The following is an 18,204-nucleotide window of genomic DNA, read 5'->3' as shown; positions in this document are numbered from 1 at the left end:
CGGATCCGAGGAACGAGGCAGCGCGCCGCACGAGTCTGAATCGTCAGATGCCCAAGCGCACCGATCTCTCCTCCATCCTCATCATCGGCGCGGGTCCGATCGTCATCGGGCAGGCATGCGAGTTCGACTATTCCGGGACGCAGGCCTGCAAGGCCCTGCGCGAGGAAGGTTACCGGATCATCCTGGTCAACTCGAATCCGGCGACGATCATGACCGATCCGGATCTCGCCGACGCGACCTATGTCGAGCCGATCACCCCGGAGATCGTCGCCCGCATCATCGAGAAGGAGCGGCCCGACGCCCTCCTGCCGACCATGGGCGGCCAGACCGCGCTCAACTGCGCCCTCTCGCTCAAGCGGATGGGCGTGCTGGAGAAGTTCGGCGTGCAGATGATCGGCGCCACCGCCGAGGCGATCGACAAGGCGGAGGACCGCAGCCTCTTCCGCGACGCGATGACCAAGATCGGGCTCGAGACCCCGAAATCGGCGCTGGCCAACGCCTCCGCCGCCAAGAAGGCGGATCGCGAGAAGTACCTGGCCGAGGTGGCCCGCATCGAGGCGGCCGAGAGCGACCCGGAATCGCGCAAGGCCGCGCTCGCCGCGTTCGAGAAGAAGTGGGCCTCCGGGGAGAACGACCGGCGCAAGCGCTATGGCGAGCACGCGCTGGGCCAGGCGCTCGTCGCGCTCGCCGAGGTCGGCCTGCCGGCGATCATCCGGCCCTCGTTCACCATGGGCGGCACCGGCGGCGGCATCGCCTATAACCGGGAAGAGTTCCTCGACATCGTCGAGCGCGGCATCGACGCCTCGCCGACCAACGAGGTGCTGATCGAGGAATCGGTGCTCGGCTGGAAGGAGTACGAGATGGAGGTCGTCCGCGATCGCGCGGACAACTGCATCATCGTCTGCTCGATCGAGAATCTCGACCCGATGGGCGTGCACACGGGCGATTCGATCACCGTGGCGCCGGCGCTGACGCTGACCGACAAGGAGTATCAGCGCATGCGCGACGCCTCGCTCGCAGTCCTGCGCGAGATTGGCGTCGAGACCGGCGGCTCGAACGTGCAGTTCGCCGTCGACCCGGCCACCGGCCGGATGATCGTGATCGAGATGAACCCGCGCGTCTCGCGCTCCTCGGCGCTGGCCTCGAAGGCGACCGGCTTCCCGATCGCCAAGGTCGCGGCCAAGCTCGCCGTCGGCTACACCCTCGACGAGATCGCCAACGACATCACGGGTGGGGCCACCCCGGCCTCGTTCGAGCCGACGATCGACTACGTCGTCACCAAGATCCCGCGCTTCGCGTTCGAGAAGTTCCCGGGCGCCGAGCCGACGCTGACCACCGCCATGAAGTCGGTCGGCGAGGCGATGGCGATCGGCCGCACCTTCGCCGAATCGCTGCAGAAGGCCCTGCGCTCGCTGGAGACGGGGCTCACCGGCCTCGACGACATCGAGATCGAGGGCCTGGGCAAGGGCGACGACCGCAACGCCATCAAGGCCGCGATCGGCACCCCGACCCCCGACCGGCTGCTGAAGGTGGCGCAGGCCCTGCGGCTGGGCGTCAGCCACGAAGAGGTCCACGCCTCCTGCAAGATCGACCCGTGGTTCCTGGAGCAGCTCCAGGCCATCATCGACCTCGAGACCAAGGTGAAGCGCTTCGGCCTGCCGAAGACCGAGGGCGCCTTCCGCCAGCTCAAGGCGGCGGGCTTCTCCGACGCGCGCCTCGCCGTGCTCGCCGGCACGGACGAGGGCGCCGTGCGCGCCGCCCGCCGGGCGCTCCAGGTGCGGCCGGTGTTCAAGCGGATCGACACCTGCGCGGCCGAGTTCAAGTCGCCGACCGCCTACATGTACTCGACCTACGTCGCGCCCTTCGCCGGCAGCGTGGTCGACGAGGCCCAGCCCTCGGACAAGAAGAAGGTGGTGATCCTCGGCGGCGGCCCGAACCGGATCGGCCAGGGCATCGAGTTCGATTATTGCTGCTGCCACGCCTGCTTCGCGCTCACCGATGCGGGCTACGAGACCATCATGGTCAACTGCAACCCGGAGACGGTCTCGACCGACTACGACACCTCGGACCGGCTCTACTTCGAGCCGCTGACCGCCGAGGACGTGCTGGAGATCATCGAGACCGAGCGCCAGGCCGGCACGCTGCACGGCGTGATCGTGCAGTTCGGCGGCCAGACTCCGCTGAAGCTCGCCCGCGCGCTCGAGGAGGCCGGCGTGCCGATCCTCGGCACCTCGCCGGACGCCATTGATCTTGCCGAGGACCGCGACCGCTTCAAGCGCCTGCTCGATAAGCTGCATCTGAAGCAGCCGAAGAACGGCATCGCCTACTCGGTCGAGCAGAGCCGGCTCATCGCGGCCGATCTCGGCCTGCCCTTCGTGGTGCGGCCCTCCTACGTCCTCGGCGGGCGCGCGATGGCGATCATCCGCGACGAGACGCAGTTCGCCGACTACCTGCTCGACACCCTGCCGAGCCTGATCCCGTCGGACGTCAAGGCGCGCTACCCCAACGACAAGACCGGCCAGATCAACACGGTGCTGGGCAAGAACCCGCTCCTGTTCGACCGCTACCTGTCGGACGCGATCGAGGTCGACGTCGACGCCGTCTCCGACGGCAAGGACGTGTTCATCGCCGGCATCATGGAGCACATCGAGGAGGCGGGCATCCACTCGGGCGACTCGGCCTGCTCGCTGCCGCCGCGTTCCCTGTCGCCCGAGACCATCGCCGAGCTGGAGCGCCAGACCCGCGGTCTGGCGCTGGCGCTGGAGGTCGGTGGCCTGATGAACGTGCAGTACGCGATCAAGGACGGGGTGATCTACGTCCTGGAGGTGAACCCGCGGGCCTCGCGCACCGTGCCGTTCGTCGCCAAGGTGATCGGCGAGCCGATCGCCAAGATCGCCGCCCGGATCATGGCCGGCGAGCCGCTGGCCTCGTTCGGCCTCAAGCCCAAGACCTTAGCCCACATCGCGGTCAAGGAGGCGGTGTTCCCCTTCGCCCGCTTCCCCGGGGTCGACGTGCTGCTCGGGCCGGAGATGCGCTCGACCGGCGAGGTCATCGGTCTCGACCGCGGCTTCGGCGTCGCCTTCGCCAAGAGCCAGCTCGGCTCCGGCACCCAGGTGCCGAAGGCCGGCACGGTCTTCGTCTCGGTGCGCGACGACGACAAGGCGCGCATCCTGCCGGCGATCAAGCTCCTCGCCGAGGTCGGCTTCACGGTGCTCGCCACCGCCGGCACGCAGCGCTACCTCGCCGAGAACGGCGTGCCCGCCGCCCGCATCAACAAGGTGCTGGAGGGCCGGCCGCACGTGGTCGACGCGATCAAGAACGGCGAGATCCATCTGGTGTTCAACACCACCGAAGGAGCGGGCGCGCTGTCCGACTCCCGGTCCCTGCGCCGGGCCGCCCTCTTGCATAAAGTGCCGTACTACACCACTCTCGCGGGAGCGATGGCGGCCGCCGAGGGGATCAAGGCCTATCTCGGGGGTGATCTCGAGGTGCGGGCCCTGCAGGAATATTTCGCGGCTTGAAGTCGTAAGACCGCGGACGAGCCCTATCTCATCCCCTCGCGCCCGCGCGAGACAATCGGAAACAGGCCCGGTCGGGAGGCTCAACCTCCCGCCGGGCCGATTATTTGTGACGCGAGACGACGACGATGGACAAGGTTCCGATCACGGTACGGGGATTCGCGGCTCTGGAGGCGGAGCTGAAGCGCCGCCAGCAGGAGGAGCGTCCGCGGATCATCCAGGCGATCGCGGAGGCCCGCGCGCTCGGCGACCTGTCGGAGAATGCCGAGTACCACGCCGCCAAGGAAGCGCAGTCCCACAACGAGGGCCGGGTGCTGGAGCTGGAGAGCCTGATCTCCCGCGCCGAGGTCATCGACGTCGCGAAGCTCTCCGGCTCGAAGGTCAAGTTCGGCGCCACCGTCAAGCTGATCGACGAGGACACCGAGGAGGAGAAGACCTACCAGATCGTCGGCGAGCCCGAGGCCGACGTGCATGCCGGCCGGGTCTCGATCACCTCGCCGATCGCCCGCGCGCTGATCGGCAAGGCCGTCGGCGACACCGTCGAGGTCGTCACCCCGGGCGGCGGCAAGTCCTACGAGATCGTCGGCATCCAGTTCGGCGCCTGAGCACCCAGGACGCCCGGCGGCGGATCGAAGCGTTGCCGGAACGGCATCCCGAGGCTATTTCGGCCGTCACGAGGTGGCCCCGTCGGGCGCCGTGGAGACGACGCCGATGTTGCGCAGGTGCAAGTCCCTGATCAGCAAGTCCCTGATCGCGGCCGCCCTGGTGGCGGCCGCATGGCCGGCGAGCGCCCAGGACGCGACCCTGCCGCCGGGAACGCGGTTCTCCGCCATCCGGGTCGATGTCGGCCCCCTCCTCGCCCGCGGCCTCGGCCCCTATGCGGAGGCCGTGCGGGGCGAATTGCAGGCGGCGCTCGCGAAGAACTTCGCCGACCGCGTCGGCGGCCCCGGCCCGGCGCTCGTCGTGCGGGTCACCGGCGTCTCGTTCAACCCCTATGCCGGCAGCGAGATGCGTTTCGGCGGCGGCAACGCCACCAACAGCGACTACCTCGAGGGCGAGGCCCTGGTGGTCGACCGCGCCGGCACCGTGCTGCTGCGCCACCCCCAGCTCTCCGCCACCAATGCCAGCGCCGGCGGCGCCTGGTACGACCCGGCCTCGGAGCGCCGGCGCCTGAGCTACATCAGCGAGCATTACGCGGCGTGGCTGCGGCGGGGGTTGGGGCTGGAGTGAGGACCGGGCCAGATTGGCTTGATCGTAGGAACGGCGGCCGAGAAAGACCCTGCCGCTTGATGGAGGGAACCGGTGAGCAACGATCGGCCCATCGAGCTGTCCAGCTTGCGGGATATTGTTGGAGAGAGTGGGACCCCATCGGTCTCCTTGCGGCAGGCGAAGAGTGGAACGATAAGCCATTCGCTGATGAATATGACACCTCTCTACTCAAGGCGGCAAGCGATCTACGTCATGGCGCGTCGCTTCAGCATATGATTGGATTTTTATAGATATTGAACGCAAATTTATTGGCCTGGATATCTGCACCGAACAAGAGGAGCGCGCCGAGGCGACGGCCCGTTCAATCCAGAACTATATGAACGAACTCGATGGTCGGGACGGGCATTCTGCCTAGAACCGAAGCCAAACCATTTCCATGATGGAACAAATCCGGTTGCGATCCTGAACGCCTTCTCCGAGGTTCGAGCCATGGCGACCGCTCACCTCCTGTTCGGCTTCCTGGGCGCCGGCAAGACCACCCTGCCGCGGGACCTCGAGCACCGGCACGGGGCCGTGCAATTCACGCCTGACGAGTGGATGGCGCGCCTGTTTGGCGCGGACCCGCCCGCCGACACCTTCCCGCAGCGGGCTGCAGCGATCCTCGACCTGATGGAGCCGATCTGGACCCGCTGCCTGCGCCTCGGCGTCGATGTCGTGCTGGATTACGGGTTCTGGCGGCGCGCCGAGCGCGACCATGTCCGCTACCTCGTCGACCAATGCGGGGCCCGCGCGCTCCTCTACAGAATCGCATGTCCGGACGATGAGGCGCGGCGGCGGGTGGCGGCGCGCAACCGGCAGGCGGCGTGCAGCCTGTACATCGCACCGGAGACGTTCGATGTCTTGAAGGGTCGGCTTGAGCCGCTGCAAGGCGATGAGGTTTTTCTTACTGTCGAGCCAAGCAAGGCTTGAGCGCGACAGAGCCTAGGACTGCGCTTCAGCTCAATGTTTCACAGAACTTTTTGATTTTTGCTTGGCACAATCGAATAAGGATGAAGCGCCCCTCCCCTCTCCCGTTTGGGAGAGGAGCCGGAGGCGAGACTGCTACGGTTCTGTGTCGAGCACGCAGCGTTGAGCGGCCAGCACGATGGCCCGAGCTTTCCTCGGAAGCGTGTCACTCCGAAGCCGCGTAGCGAGGCCCGGATCGACGCGAGCGGGTGTCGTCTCGGCTGGACCCGACCCGCGACAGCAAGCAGACCCCACCTCACTCCGGCTTGAGTCCCGAGCGCGCCTCGAGCTCCTGCAGGGTCCGGCGCGCCACGGTGGCACCGGGCAGGCGGCGCTCGCGCTCGAAGCGGGCGAGCGCCGCGCGGGTGCTCGGGCCGGCGATGCCGTCGACGGTGAGCGGGCCGTAGCCGAGCTTGACCAGGGCGCGCTGCGCGTAGGCGACCGCCTTGTCGGGCTTGGTGTCGGGCTTGGCCCCGGCGGCCGGCGCGGCGTGAAGCGCCGAGGCTCTGACGGGCTCGGCCACCCTCGCCTCCCGGACCGGTGCGTGGGCGACAGGCGCAGCCTTGTCCGCGGCGTCCTTGGCGGGAGCCTCTTTCGCCGGGGTTGTCTTCGCGGCCGCGGCCCTGGCCGGCGCGGCTTTCGGGTTGACCGAGGCGGTGGCGTGATCCTCGCCCCGGATCAGCGCGCCGATTCCGTCCGACTTGGCGGGCCTGGGCGCAGCATCGCCCGGGCTGCGCGGCACCGTGTCACCCGAGGCGCGCGACGTGTCGGCCCGGGCCGACGCGGTGGCCGCAGCCTTGTCGGCAGGTTCGGCCGCCGGGAGCGGCGGCGCCTTGGCGAACAAGGGCGCGGGATGGCGGCCGGTCTGGAAACTCAGGGCGTTCGCCGCCACCGCCGCCACCGCCCCGAGGGCGAGAAGGCCGCCGACGATGCCGGCCGGGTGACGCAGGATCCGGTCGGCCCGTAGCCGCAGGCGATCGAGGGGACCGGCGGGACGTGGGGCGCTCCTCGGCACGCGCGGCGCCCGGGGAGCCGGCCGCGGGCGCGGCGCCGGCCGCCCCTCGGCGGTCAGTGCCACGTCGGAATCGTGTCGCCGGGCTGTCGCCTCGACGGGTTTCCGGGCCGGCGCCTCGGACATCGCGTCTCCTTCCGGCAGTGATCGATCCGTCCTGGAGCGATCCGCCTTCGATCGGTCCGCCTTGGAACGGACCAGGGGTGGAGGGGCCGAGGGGGAATCGGCCACGTCAGCCCGTCAGCCGCATCGTGGCGGGCGTCTCGTCGCGGAAGGTCCGCGCGAGGCCCCCGGTGCGGATCGGCACCGGGCTGCCGGGGACGGCGCGGGCGCCACGGCAATCGAGCGGCAGCGTGACGACCACCCGCGTGCCGCAGGACGGGCTGCTCTCGACGGTCAATTCCCCGTGATGCAGCCCGACGAGGCCGCGCACCACCGAGAGCCCGAGGCCGGTGCCCTCGTGCGGGCGGCCATAGGCCGCGCCGGCGCCGAGGCCGGCCTGGAAGAACGGGTCGCCGAGGCGCGGCAGGTCGGCCTCGGCGATGCCGATGCCCGTATCGACCACCGCCATCTCGACCCGGTCGAACACCCGGCGCACCGAGAGCACGACGTCGCCGCCGCGCGGCGTGAACTTCACCGCGTTCGACAGGAGGTTGATCAGCATCTGCCGGCAGGCGCGGGCATCCGCCGTGACCTCCGGCAGATCGGCGGCGATCTCGCGCCGCAGCCGCACGCCGCCCTGGTCGGCGCGGATCTGCATCAGGTCGCACACGCCGCGGGCAAGGCCCGCGAGGTCGAACGGCTCGGGTGCGTAGTCGAAATTGCCGCTCTGGATCCGCGACATGTCGAGCAGCGCGTTGACCACCTCCAGCAGGTGCTGGCCGGACGAGTGGATGATGCCGGCATATTCCCGACGCCGCTCGGGGCCGAGGGCCAGGGTGGTCTCGGCTTCCAGCATCTCCGAGAAGCCGATGATGGCGTTGAGCGGCGTGCGCAGCTCGTGGCTCACGGTGGCGAGGAAGCGGCTCTTGACCTCATCGGCGCGCTCGGCCGCGGCCCGGGCCTGGTCGAGCTCCTCGGCCCGGCGCTTGTGCTCCGAGACGTCGCGGGTCACCGCCACCACGGCGGCCTCGCCGACGGCCGCCGGCATCGCCGCCCCCGGGACACGATGGGCCCGCATCTCGGCCCAGATCACCCGGCCTGCCTCGCCCGCCTCGCCGGCGGCGTGCAGGCGGAACTGCACCGTCACGGGCTGGGCCTGGCCGGCCGCGTCGCTGAGCGCGGTCAGGAAGGCCGGGCGGTCGGAGACGTGGACGCGGTTGAACAGGCCGCGGCCCTCCAGCGCATCCGGCGTCGTCCCGGCGAGCGCCCGGGCGGCCGGGCTCGCCTGCAGCACGCTGCCGTTGCGGTCGTGCCAGGTGACGAGGTCGTCGATGGCATCGAGGAGCAGGGCGTCGCGCAACGTCGCGGCGTGCAGACGGTCGCTCCAGCGGCCCTCGCGGCGGCGATGCTCCAGGGAGAGCGCCAGCACGTGGCAGATCGCCGTGATGGCGAAGACCGGCATCGCGAGGGTCGCGGGCCAGACGAAGAAGCCGAGGCCCGGGGCGGGCTCGATCACCGCGACCGCCACCGCCCCCAGCGTCGCGAACAGGGCCGCCACCAGCGCGGCCCGGTGCGAGCCGGCGAGCAGAGCCTCGACCGGGATCATCACCAGCCAGATGCTGGCGGCCGAGGTCGGCCCGCCGGTGAGGCTCGCCAGGCAGACGACGAGCCCGGTCAGCGCCGCCGAGGACAGGCCGTGGGCGAGCGTGAGGTTGCCGGTGCGCGCCAGCAGCAGGGCCGCGACCACCGGGAGCATCAGGCAGGCCGCCGCCGCCGCCTCGACCAGCGTCGGAACGCCACGCCAGAGGAGGTAGGGCGGCAGCATCGCCATCAGCACGGCGCCGGTGGCGAGCCGGGAGATCAGGAACCGCTCGTGGCGGGCCCGCTCGGCCGGGTCGCCCGCGGCGGAATCGTGGACGAGGCCCGTCAGCCGGGCATCGATCAGGGACGCAAAGGCACTGTTGATACGCACACCGCCACGCCAGCGCGGGAGACCTCGCGGCCCCGGCGCCCCTACACTGCGAACTGTCGAAACCCTCGCAGAGCCGGCTTAAACGAACGTTAGAGCGCGCGGGTGCCGCGAATCTTGTCCCCGGTCGCTCGCGCTCGGGTGCGATCTTGACCCCGTCATCACCTCACCCCGTCATGGCCTCGGCCTCGTACCCGGCGCGGCCGAGCGCCTGGGCCACGTCGAGGGCCTGGGCGTCGGTGACGATCGCGACCCGGCCGTTGCCCAGGTCCACGCTCACCTGCGCCGCAGGGTCGAGGCGCTGCACCGCCTTCGTCACCGCCGCGACGCAGCCCTGGCAGGTCATGCCCTCGACCTTCATCAGGAGTTCCATCCGCTCGCCGGACCGATCCGTCATCGCCTCGCTCCTTGTCCCGCCGCGGCGCACCAGGGCCGCGCAAGCCATCTCGGGTACTGGGGCTGTGCGGACAAGGGCGCCGCGAAAACCGTGGGCAGCCGGTGGCGGCGTCTTGCGGGTCTTCGGCGCCTCGGCGACAACCGGGAAGGTCGGACTTCGCGGAACCCGGCCTGTCCTCGACGCGTAAGAGGAATTGCGATGGCCCTCATCACCGGCCGGCGCGCCGGCGGGTCGTCGGTGAGCCGGATTGCCCTCAGCCTCTGCTTCCTCCTGGCGGGCGGTCTCTGCCTCGCGGTCGCCTTCGTGTCCGCGCCCGTCCTCGGGGCGGTAGCCGGGGCCGCGCTCGCCGCGGCTGCCCTCGGCGGGGTGGCCGCAATGCTCTCCTTGCGCCGTGCCGGCCGCCTCGCCCGCCAGGTCGAGACGTTGTCGGGCGAGATCGACCTGCTCTCGCGCCGCCTGCTGACGTTGGAGCAGCGGGAAGTACCGGCCGTGCCAGCGGCGAACCTGGAGAACGGCCTGTCCGAGGTCACGGCCGAGATCGGCCTGCTGGGCGGCATCGTGCGCGAGCTGGCCATGGCGGTGGCGGCCCAGGACGAGGATTTGACCCGCCTGAAGGCCGGATCGGGTGCCGCCGCCCAGCCCGCCCCCATTCAGGCGCCGCCGGCACCGGTCCAGGCGCCGCCGGCGCAGGCTGCTCCGGTCGCGCATCCGGGTGCCGCCGAAGCCGCGGCGGCTCCCCTGCCGGCCCCCCGCGCCACTCCGACCCGGCCGCCGCAGGCCCATGCCGCAGCCCCGTTCGTCACGCCCGCACCCGTGCAGGCTGCTCCGTCCTGGCCGGTCGAGGCCGCAGCCGCGTCGCCGGCCCCGTCCGTCGCGCCCTCCCCCTCGCTCTCGTCGTTCCCGGCCGACCCGATCCTGCCGCGGGAGGCCGCCCCGGCGCCACGCCGGCCCTTCGTGCCCGAGCCCGCCGCCGAGGCCCACCCGGAGGCCGAGATCCTCGCCGCCCTCTCCCAAGGGCTCGAGGTCCACCTGCAGCCGGTCGTCAGCCTGCCGCAGCGCAAGGTCGCGTTCTACGAGGCCCTGGCCCGCCTGCGCGTCGGCGATGCCCTGCTGTCCCCAGCGGAGTTCGTCCGGGTGCTGGAGCGGCACGGGCGCACCACCGAACTCGACCGGCTGATGCTCGCCCGCGTGACGGCCATCGGTCAGCACCTCGCCTCCCGCGGCAGCGAGACGCCGGTCGCCTACGCCCTGTCGCCGGGCTCGCTGTTCGAGCCGGGCTTCCTGCGGGCGGTGGGCCGGCTGATCGACCTGCATCCGGAGCTCGCCGGCCGGCTGATCCTGGCTCTGCCGGAGCGCAGCTGGCGCAGCCTCGACGCCGAGCAGGCGAGCGCGCTCCGCTCCTTGCGCGAGCGGATCGGGCTCGCCGTCGACCGGGTCATGGATCCGCGCCTCGACGCCGCCGCGCTCGCGGCTCGCGGGGCGAGCTACGCCAAGGTCGGCCTCGAGACCCTGCTCGGCGAGCACGGCGCGGCGCTCGCCATCTCCCTGGCCCAGTCCGGAATCCGGCTGGTGGCGGAGGGCGTCGAGCGTGAGGCCGACGTGCCCGACCTGATCGACCTCGACCTGCCGCTCGCGCAAGGCACGGTGTTCTCGCCCCCCCGCGTGGTGCGTCCCGAGGTGCTCTCGCCCCCCGCCGCGCCGCCCGCGCCCGAGCCGCCACCGCCGGCGGACGACCCGCCCCCGCCGGTGCGCCGCGCCTTCCGGGACACCCTGCGCAGAGCGGTGTAGGAAGTCGCTCTCGGGTAAGTTCCCCTTCTCCGAAGCAAGTCGCGGGATCCCTCCTTCCCACGCGATGCCGGGCTCGCCCGGCATCGCGGCAAAATGTGCGAGAGGGGTAGGCGCGATCGAAGATCGCGCGAGATGACACGCGTCAGAACCAAACGGTGAGCGTCGAGCGGCCAGCACAACGTTTCGAGTTCTACACGCAGGCGTGCAATCCTCACCCCTGACCTCTTTCCCATGCGGGAGACGGGAAACGCGCTCTATTTTGAAATATGCGTTCGGCCGGCAGGCAACGAAGCGGTAGCGGGCCGGCGTATGACGGCCTAGCATCGGGAACCCTCGCAGCAGGAAAGGCCTCCGATGTCGGACCTCATCGCCCGCCGGATCGCGCAAGGAGCGGGCCGCGAGCCCGCCGACCTTGTGATCCGCGGCGCCCGCCTCCTCGATCTCGTCACCGGCGAGCTGGTGGAGACCGACATCGCGATCTGCGGCGACACGGTGGTGGGGACGTATGGCGTCTACGAGGGCGCCCGAGTGGTCGATGCCGGAGGGCGCATCGCCGTTCCGGGCTTCATCGACACCCACCTGCACGTCGAATCCTCCCTCATCACCCCGCACGAATTCGACCGCTGCGTGCTGCCGCACGGGGTCACCACGGCGATCTGGGACCCGCACGAACTCGCCAACGTGCTCGGGACCGCCGCCTTCGACTACGCGCTCGCGGCCGCCGGCGAGACCGTGATGGACATCCGGGTCCAGCTCTCCTCCTGCGTGCCGGCGACCGACCTCGAGAGCGCCGGCGCCCGGATCGAAGCCGGCGATCTCCTGACGTATCGCGACCATCCCCGCGCACTGGGGCTGGCCGAGTTCATGAACTTTCCCGGCGTGGTCGCGGCCGACCCGGGGTGCCTCGCGAAGCTCGCGGCCTTTGCCGGGCGCCACATCGACGGCCACGCGCCGCTCCTGTCTGGGGCGGCACTCAGCGCCTACGCGGCCGCGGGCATCCGCACCGACCACGAAGCGACGGGCGCGGAGGAAGCGCTGGAGAAGATCCGCAAGGGCATGACGGTGCTGATCCGCGAGGGCTCGGTCTCGAAGGACCTGCACGCGCTCAGCCCCCTTCTCACCGAGCGGACCGCGCCGTTCCTCGCCTTCTGCACCGACGACCGCAACCCCCTCGACATCGCCGAGGAAGGTCATCTCGATCACCTGATCCGCACGGCGATTCGCCTCGGCGTGCCGCCCCTCGCCGCCTACCGCGCCGCCTCGCTCAGTGCCGCCACGGCCTTCGGGCTCACCGATCGCGGCATGATCGCGCCAGGCAAGCGGGCCGACATCGTGCTCCTCGACGACCTCGAATCCTGCACCGTCTCGTCCGTGGTCTCGGCCGGCCGCCTCGTCGACGCGGCGCTGTTCGCCGCCCGAACGGTCACCCCGCCGCCGGGCCGCGACAGCGTGCGGGCCGAGGCGGTGACGGCCGCCGACCTCGCGGTGCCGGTGCCCGCGGGCGAGGCCTCGGTGATCGGCGTGGTGCCGGGCCGGATCATCACCGAGCACCGGCGCCTGACGCTCGACGGCGTGCCGGACCTGGGCCAGGACGTGGCGATGGTGGCCGTGGTGGCGCGCCACGGCACGCGGAGCATCGGTCGCGGCTTGGTCCAGGGCTTCGGGCTCCGGCGCGGCGCCATCGCCTCCTCTGTCGGTCATGACAGCCACAATCTCTGCGTCGTCGGCGCCGACCCGGAGGCGATGGCGCGGGCGGTCGACCGGCTGATCGACCTGCAGGGCGGCTTCGTGGTGGCCGACGAGACCGGGATCCTGGCCGAGCTGGCGCTGCCGATCGCCGGCCTGATGAGCGATCTGCCCTTCGAGGCGGTGCGCGACGCCCTGCCGCCGCTGCGCGACGCCGCCCGCCGGCTCGGCTGCACCCTGCCCGAGCCGTTCCTGCAGGTCGCGTTCCTGCCGCTGCCGGTGATCCCGCACCTGAAGATCACCGATCGCGGCCTCGTCGACGTCGACCGCATGATGATCCTGTGACGGCCCCTGCCTGTAAACGATTTCACATTCGATCGCCCGACACGTTGCGTTCGGGGCGAACCGCCTTTAAGCCCGATGCGCTTCCCTGCTGCGATGCAGCACGAGAGGGGCGGGCAAGGGTGGCAGAGATGGCCGAGATGATTCGCGCAAGCCATCCGGGCGAGGTCGCGATCCTGGACGGGATTGCGGATGTCGCGTCCGGCTTCGACCTGATCCTCTGCGACGTCTGGGGCGTGCTGCACGACGGCGTCCACGCCCATCGGGGGGCGAGCGAGGCGCTGACGCGTTTCCGCGCCCTTCCGGGCGCGCGGCCGCGCCGGGTGGTGCTGGTCTCGAACGCGCCGCGTCCCGGCAGCGCCGTGCTGGCACAGCTCGACGGGTTCGGCGTGCCTCGCACCGCCTACGACACCATCGTCACCTCGGGCGACCTCACCCGCCGGCTGATGGCGGAGCGGGCGGACGCAGCCATGCACCATCTCGGGCCCGACCGCGACCTGCCGATCTTCGACGGCCTCGACCTCACCCGCGGCGGGCCGGACGAGGCCTCCCACGTGGTCGTCACCGGCCTCCTCGACGACGAGACCGAGACGGCAGCGGATTACCGCGGCGTGCTCGAACCCTGGGCGGCCCGCGGGGTGACCCTGATCTGCGCCAACCCCGACCTCGTGGTCGAGCGCGGCGAGCGGCTGATCCCCTGCGCGGGCGCCATCGCGGCCCTCTACGAGGAGATGGGCGGCCCGGTGGTCTATGCCGGCAAGCCGCACGTCCCGGTCTACGAGGCGGCGCTGACGACGGCGGAGGCGCTCGACGGCGGCGCTCCCCTCCCCCGCGACCGGGTGCTCGCCGTCGGTGACGCGATCCGCACCGACATCGCCGGCGCGCGGGCCTTCGGCATCGCGTCCTTGCTGGTGGCGCGCGGCATCCATGCCGAGGAGCTGGGCGTCGCCGCGGGCGCGCCGCTCGGCGACATTGCCCACTGGCTCGAGGCGCAGGCCAAGCATCCGGACGCCGTGATCGACCTGCTGCGCTGGTAGCGTAGCCGACATCCAAATCGAACAGGCACGCCGAAAGGCCGGGGCGCGGCCAGCCGCATCCCGGTTTCGGAGTCGATCGCTCAGGAGAACAGGGCGTCGATCGCGTCCTGCGGCGTCGCCGGGCCCTTGAGCTGGGGGCCGTTGAGCATCAGCTTTTCGGCACGGGCCTTGCGGCGGGCCTCCTCCGGGTCGTGCTCGGCCTCGCCGTCGCGCACGTTCACCACGGTGGAGAATTGCGACAGGCGCTTCTCGAGTTGCCCCAGGGCCTCCACCACCTTGGAGATGCGCTGGCCGGTAATGTCCTGGAACGTACAGGCCTCGAAGATGTCGCCGATATGCGCCTCGACCTGGTTGCGGTACTCGTCCAGGGTCTTGGCCTTGATGGCCAGCATCGCCTCGGCCGATTCCATGATCCGGTTGGTGGCGCTGGCGGTGGCGGCGACGACGCTGCCGAGCTCGTCATGCGCCATCGGGATGCGGTCGCGAGTGAGCTCCTGGGCTCTCAGGGCCGCGATGCCCCGCTTGAGCTTGGTGATGTAATCGGCGATCTCGCGCAGCTCGTTCACCGCCATCGCCTGGCTCGCCGCGTCGGCCTTGGTCGCGCGAGGCACGGGCGCCTCCAACGGCGCCTCCTGGCCTCCCAGCAGCCGGTTGAGGGCGGATCGCGGTCCCGCCGTCATCTGCCTGAGCACGTGATCGCTCCCCGCGAATGGGTTGTTATCGGATTGGACGTCCTGAGATCGGGCGTTCCGGGCGCGCGTATTCTCGGCGAGGATCATTCGACGACGATCCCTGGCGAGGATCTCGAGCGACAGCGCGCAGCGCGGCGATCCGGCGCGGGAGGCGCGGCCGGCCTTTCGGCCCTGGCCGCTCGATCCCGCGCCCGGGAGACGCCGCCTCGTCACCGAGCCGGCGGCATCACGCGCCGCAGACCGCCTCGATCTTGGTCTTCAACGTCTGGGCGTTGAAGGGCTTCACGATGTAGTTGTTCACGCCGGCCTTCTTCGCCGCGATGACGTTCTCGGTCTTCGACTCGGCGGTGACCATGATGAACGGCGTGGTGCGCAGGGCGTCGTCGGCCCGGACGTGGCGCAGCAGCTCGTACCCGGTCATCGGCTCCATGTTCCAGTCGGAGATCACGAGGCCGTACTTCTTCGTCTTCAGCTTCGCCAGGGCGCCGGTGCCGTCCGAGGCGTCGTCGACGTCCTCGAAGCCGAGCTGCTTCAGCAGGTTGCGGATGATGCGGACCATCGTCTGGTAATCGTCCACGACGAGGATCGGCATGCCGAGGTCAAGGGCCATGGCTTACGGCTCCGTTCGCGGGCGCGACGCATCCCCGTGCGCGACGAACCCCGCTTGGATCATCAGGGGAAGCGCCGGGTGGCGCTTCTGGTCTCAGCTTGTAATTCCACCCCCCTTGAGAAGGGGTTAACCCGCGCAGGCGCCGCCAACCCGGTCGCGGCCCGACCGCCTCGACTGTCCTGTCCCGGCCGCTCTCTTGCGGCTTGACCCACGGGGCGGATTTCGACAGGGTCCGGCCGCCTTCACAGAGCCCCCCGCTTCGTCAGCCAAGGACCCTGAATGCCGCGCGACGAGACTGCCCCGCGCCCCGTCGCGTCGCCCTTTCCTGTCCACCGCGACGGCGAGCCGGTGCCCGAGGGCCTGAAGGGCGCGGTCGCGGCGCTCGGGAATTTCGATGGCATCCACCAGGGCCACCGCGCTCTGATCGCGGCGGTGCGGGAGATGGCGGGCGCCCTCGGCCGGCCGAGCGCCGTCCTCACCTTCGAGCCGCATCCCCGCGCCTTCTTCTCTCCCGACACGGCGATGTTCCGCCTCACCGGCGAGGGCGAGAAGCTGGCGGTGCTGCGGCGGCTCGGCATCGACGGCGCCTTCGTGCGCCGGTTCGACGCGGCGCTCGCCGGCACGGGGGCGGCGGCCTTCGTGGCCGACACCCTCAAGGGCGAGCTCGGACTGTCGGGCGTGGTGATCGGGCACGACTTCCATTTCGGCCGTGGCCGCGAGGGCACGCCGGCGATGCTGGAGGCGCTCTGCGCCGAGAACGGCCTCGCCTGCCGGATCGTGCCGGCAGTGGCGGCGGGGGGCGGCGAGGCGCCGGTCTCGTCGAGCGCGATCCGGGCGGCGCTGGAGGCGGGCGACGTCGCCACCGCCAACCACCTCCTGGGCTATCGCTGGTTCGTCGAGGGCGAGGTGCGCCATGGCGACAAGCGCGGCCGCGCCCTCGGCTTCCCGACCGCCAACGTGGCACTCGATGCCTGCGCGCTCGCCCTCGGGATCTACGCGGTGCGCGCCCGTCTCGGCGATGGCAGCGTGCGCGACGGCGTCGCGAGCTACGGCCGCCGCCCGACCTTCGACGACGGCGCGCCGCTCCTCGAGACCTACCTGTTCGACTTCGCCAGTGACCTCTACGGCCAGCGGATCGCGGTCGAGTTCGTCGGCTTCATCCGCGGCGAGGCGCGGTTCGACAGTGCCGAGGCCCTGGTCGCCCGCATGCACGAGGATGCCGCGGAAGCGCGCCGCCTGCTGGCCGGGGACCACACCCCCTCGATGCTGGGGTGACCGGGTCGGCGCGCCTGGACCGGGGTGAAACGCAAGTTAGGGTATGGGCTATTCGGGGATGAACTCGCGGATCGGCGCCTCGGCGTCGGTGCCCCGCTCGCGCGGACGCTTCATCCGGCGCACCGGGCCGCTCTCCTCGTCGGGGATCAGCAAGGGGTCGGTCGGCGTGACGGTCCCGGTGGCGTCGATGTCCTCCGGCACCGGCCGCGGCGGCGCGCGAAGCTCGCGGGCGACGGCCGGGGCGGTCAGGAGCGCGGCGAGCGCGACGGCGGAGAGCAGGATCCGCATGGCGGTCTCCCGATTTCGATGAGCCTTCCGATTAACCGCGCGATGCCCCGCTCCGTTCCGGTGGGACGGTCCGGACGGATGACGGACCGCCCGACATGGACCGCTTGAGATGGAGACCTTGGCCACCTTGAGCGTGGCGATCACCCTGTTCGCCTCGACGAATATCGACGACATCGTCGTGCTGATCGGCTTCTTCTCCGATCCGCGCTACCGCCCGCGCCAGATCGTCATCGGCCAATCTCTCGGCATCGCCGTCCTGGTGCTGGCCTCGCTCGCCGGCTCGCTGCTGTCCCTGGTCGTTGCCCCGTCCTGGCTCGGCCTGCTCGGCCTCGTCCCGATCGTACTCGGGGTTCGCGGCCTCCTCGCTCTGCGCCGCGACGACGAGGATGAGGTCGCGATCGAGCCCACCTCCCTCGGGAACACGCTCGCGGTCGCCAGCGTGACGATCGCCAATGGCGGCGACAATCTCGGCATCTACACGCCGGTCTTCGCCACCAGCCCGGGACCCCGGCTGGTCCTGATCGTCGCCGTCTTCGCCGTCATGGTCGCGCTCTGGCTCGGTATCGCCCACGGGCTCGTGCACCATCCTGGCCTCGGCGCCCCGATCCGGCGGATCGGCCGGGTGGCGACGCCGTTCGTGCTGATCGGCATCGGCGCGATGGTGCTGGTCGAGGCGGGGACGCTATCGTGAGTCACGGGTCAGGTGTCACGGGGATGACGTGCGTGGCGGCCGGTTCGGCGCAGTCCGAGAAGCCGAGCACCCGGTAGAAGGCCGCCGCCTCCGGCGAGACCGCGCGCAGGCGCACGACCCGGAAATGCCCCTCGGTCTCCCGCAGCAGGCGCCGCACCAGCGTCTCACCAATGCCGAGGCGCCGGTGCGACGCCAGCACGTAGACGTGCCTGAGCCGGCCGACCCCCTCATCCGCCGCATAGGGATCGCGGTTCAGGCCGCCCACGCCGACCAGGCGGTCGCCCTGCCAGGCTCCCAGCAATGCCTCTCCGGGCTGGTCGAACCGGTTCGCGCCCGACATCCAGTCCTCGAACAGGCGGCGCACGAAGTCGATGCCGCGCGACGCGCCGTCGACGCGCAGAGGTTCGGCGGCGGGGCCGAGCGCCGTGAGGCGGACGAGCGCGATATCGGCAGGCATCACGGGTGGCGAGGTTCCATGGGTAGCGAGGTTCCATGTCCGGCATCGGCCGTCGCGAGCGGCGACGCGGTCGAGAGTGACGTAACGATAGCATGCCTCGCACCATGGACCGACGGTCGCCGGCCG

Annotated in this window: 16 protein-coding genes; 9 read left to right on the top strand and 7 right to left on the bottom strand. The window is 71.0% G+C overall.

What is annotated here, in order from left to right:
- The first annotated feature begins 47 nt into the window (after window positions 1–47).
- The 4 genes from carB to MFF64_RS20545 all read left to right on the top strand — a co-directional run bounded on the left by carB (window position 48) and on the right by MFF64_RS20545 (window position 5,696).
- The gene (carB, locus tag MFF64_RS20560; protein ID WP_099899178.1) at window positions 48–3,521 is read left to right on the top strand and encodes a carbamoyl-phosphate synthase large subunit; all 3,474 of its coding nucleotides are present in this window, start codon (window positions 48–50) and stop codon (window positions 3,519–3,521) included.
- A 125-nt stretch (window positions 3,522–3,646) separates the two neighbouring features.
- Window positions 3,647–4,123: a transcription elongation factor GreA gene (gene greA / locus MFF64_RS20555; RefSeq protein WP_099899180.1), complete on the top strand. Its 477-nt coding sequence runs from the start codon at window positions 3,647–3,649 to the stop codon at window positions 4,121–4,123.
- Between the two features lie 106 nt (window positions 4,124–4,229).
- Window positions 4,230–4,748, top strand: a complete 519-nt coding sequence (locus MFF64_RS20550) for a hypothetical protein (RefSeq protein WP_099899182.1) — start codon at window positions 4,230–4,232, stop codon at window positions 4,746–4,748.
- Window positions 4,749–5,216: 468 nt separating this feature from the next.
- Complete coding sequence (locus MFF64_RS20545; RefSeq protein ID WP_099899184.1) at window positions 5,217–5,696, top strand: P-loop nucleotide/nucleoside kinase family protein; 480 nt, start codon at window positions 5,217–5,219, stop codon at window positions 5,694–5,696.
- A 292-nt stretch (window positions 5,697–5,988) separates the two neighbouring features.
- On the opposite strand, the gene MFF64_RS20540 is transcribed toward MFF64_RS20545, so the two are convergent.
- From MFF64_RS20540 to MFF64_RS20530, 3 genes are all read right to left on the bottom strand, one after another.
- On the bottom strand, window positions 5,989–6,870 hold the full coding sequence (locus MFF64_RS20540) for a peptidoglycan-binding domain-containing protein (RefSeq protein ID WP_099899186.1): 882 nt from the start codon (window positions 6,868–6,870) through the stop codon (window positions 5,989–5,991).
- A gap of 106 nt (window positions 6,871–6,976) precedes the next feature.
- Entirely contained in the window at window positions 6,977–8,818 is a 1,842-nt protein-coding gene (locus tag MFF64_RS20535) for a sensor histidine kinase (RefSeq protein ID WP_238192255.1), read from the bottom strand.
- A 163-nt stretch (window positions 8,819–8,981) separates the two neighbouring features.
- Entirely contained in the window at window positions 8,982–9,212 is a 231-nt protein-coding gene (locus MFF64_RS20530) for a heavy-metal-associated domain-containing protein (RefSeq protein WP_238192253.1), read from the bottom strand.
- A gap of 198 nt (window positions 9,213–9,410) precedes the next feature.
- Between MFF64_RS20530 and MFF64_RS20525 the strand changes: the two genes are divergently transcribed.
- From MFF64_RS20525 to MFF64_RS20515, 3 genes are all read left to right on the top strand, one after another.
- On the top strand, window positions 9,411–11,000 hold the full coding sequence (locus tag MFF64_RS20525) for an EAL domain-containing protein (RefSeq protein ID WP_238192251.1): 1,590 nt from the start codon (window positions 9,411–9,413) through the stop codon (window positions 10,998–11,000).
- A 354-nt stretch (window positions 11,001–11,354) separates the two neighbouring features.
- Complete coding sequence (ade, locus tag MFF64_RS20520; protein ID WP_099902706.1) at window positions 11,355–13,031, top strand: adenine deaminase; 1,677 nt, start codon at window positions 11,355–11,357, stop codon at window positions 13,029–13,031.
- A 128-nt stretch (window positions 13,032–13,159) separates the two neighbouring features.
- On the top strand, window positions 13,160–14,065 hold the full coding sequence (locus MFF64_RS20515; protein ID WP_099902382.1) for a TIGR01459 family HAD-type hydrolase: 906 nt from the start codon (window positions 13,160–13,162) through the stop codon (window positions 14,063–14,065).
- A gap of 80 nt (window positions 14,066–14,145) precedes the next feature.
- Here the strand turns inward: MFF64_RS20515 and MFF64_RS20510 are convergent, their stop codons facing one another.
- Window positions 14,146–14,637, bottom strand: coding sequence for a protein phosphatase CheZ (locus MFF64_RS20510; protein WP_099902385.1), 492 nt, complete (start codon window positions 14,635–14,637; stop codon window positions 14,146–14,148).
- A gap of 346 nt (window positions 14,638–14,983) precedes the next feature.
- Window positions 14,984–15,367, bottom strand: coding sequence for a response regulator (locus MFF64_RS20505; protein WP_048452414.1), 384 nt, complete (start codon window positions 15,365–15,367; stop codon window positions 14,984–14,986).
- Between the two features lie 279 nt (window positions 15,368–15,646).
- On the opposite strand from MFF64_RS20505, the gene MFF64_RS20500 reads away from it, so the two are divergent.
- Window positions 15,647–16,642 (top strand): bifunctional riboflavin kinase/FAD synthetase, encoded by a 996-nt coding sequence (locus MFF64_RS20500; protein WP_099901573.1) that lies wholly within the window; start codon window positions 15,647–15,649, stop codon window positions 16,640–16,642.
- A gap of 48 nt (window positions 16,643–16,690) precedes the next feature.
- On the opposite strand, the gene MFF64_RS20495 is transcribed toward MFF64_RS20500, so the two are convergent.
- Complete coding sequence (locus MFF64_RS20495; protein ID WP_099901575.1) at window positions 16,691–16,930, bottom strand: hypothetical protein; 240 nt, start codon at window positions 16,928–16,930, stop codon at window positions 16,691–16,693.
- A gap of 109 nt (window positions 16,931–17,039) precedes the next feature.
- Between MFF64_RS20495 and MFF64_RS20490 the strand changes: the two genes are divergently transcribed.
- Entirely contained in the window at window positions 17,040–17,621 is a 582-nt protein-coding gene (locus MFF64_RS20490) for a cadmium resistance transporter (protein WP_238192249.1), read from the top strand.
- Between the two features lies 1 nt (window position 17,622).
- Here MFF64_RS20490 and MFF64_RS20485 read toward each other — a convergent pair whose 3' ends face one another.
- Window positions 17,623–18,078 carry a GNAT family N-acetyltransferase gene (locus MFF64_RS20485; protein ID WP_099900606.1) on the bottom strand — a complete coding sequence of 152 codons (456 nt, stop codon included), beginning with the start codon at window positions 18,076–18,078 and terminating at the stop codon, window positions 17,623–17,625.
- Window positions 18,079–18,204 lie beyond the last annotated feature (126 nt).

Source organism: Methylobacterium frigidaeris, from assembly GCF_022179185.1.
GTDB classification, from domain to species: Bacteria; Pseudomonadota; Alphaproteobacteria; order Rhizobiales; family Beijerinckiaceae; genus Methylobacterium; species Methylobacterium frigidaeris.
The sequence above is the reverse complement of the archived record's forward strand: the minus strand, read 5'-3'. Positions and strand labels throughout refer to the sequence as shown.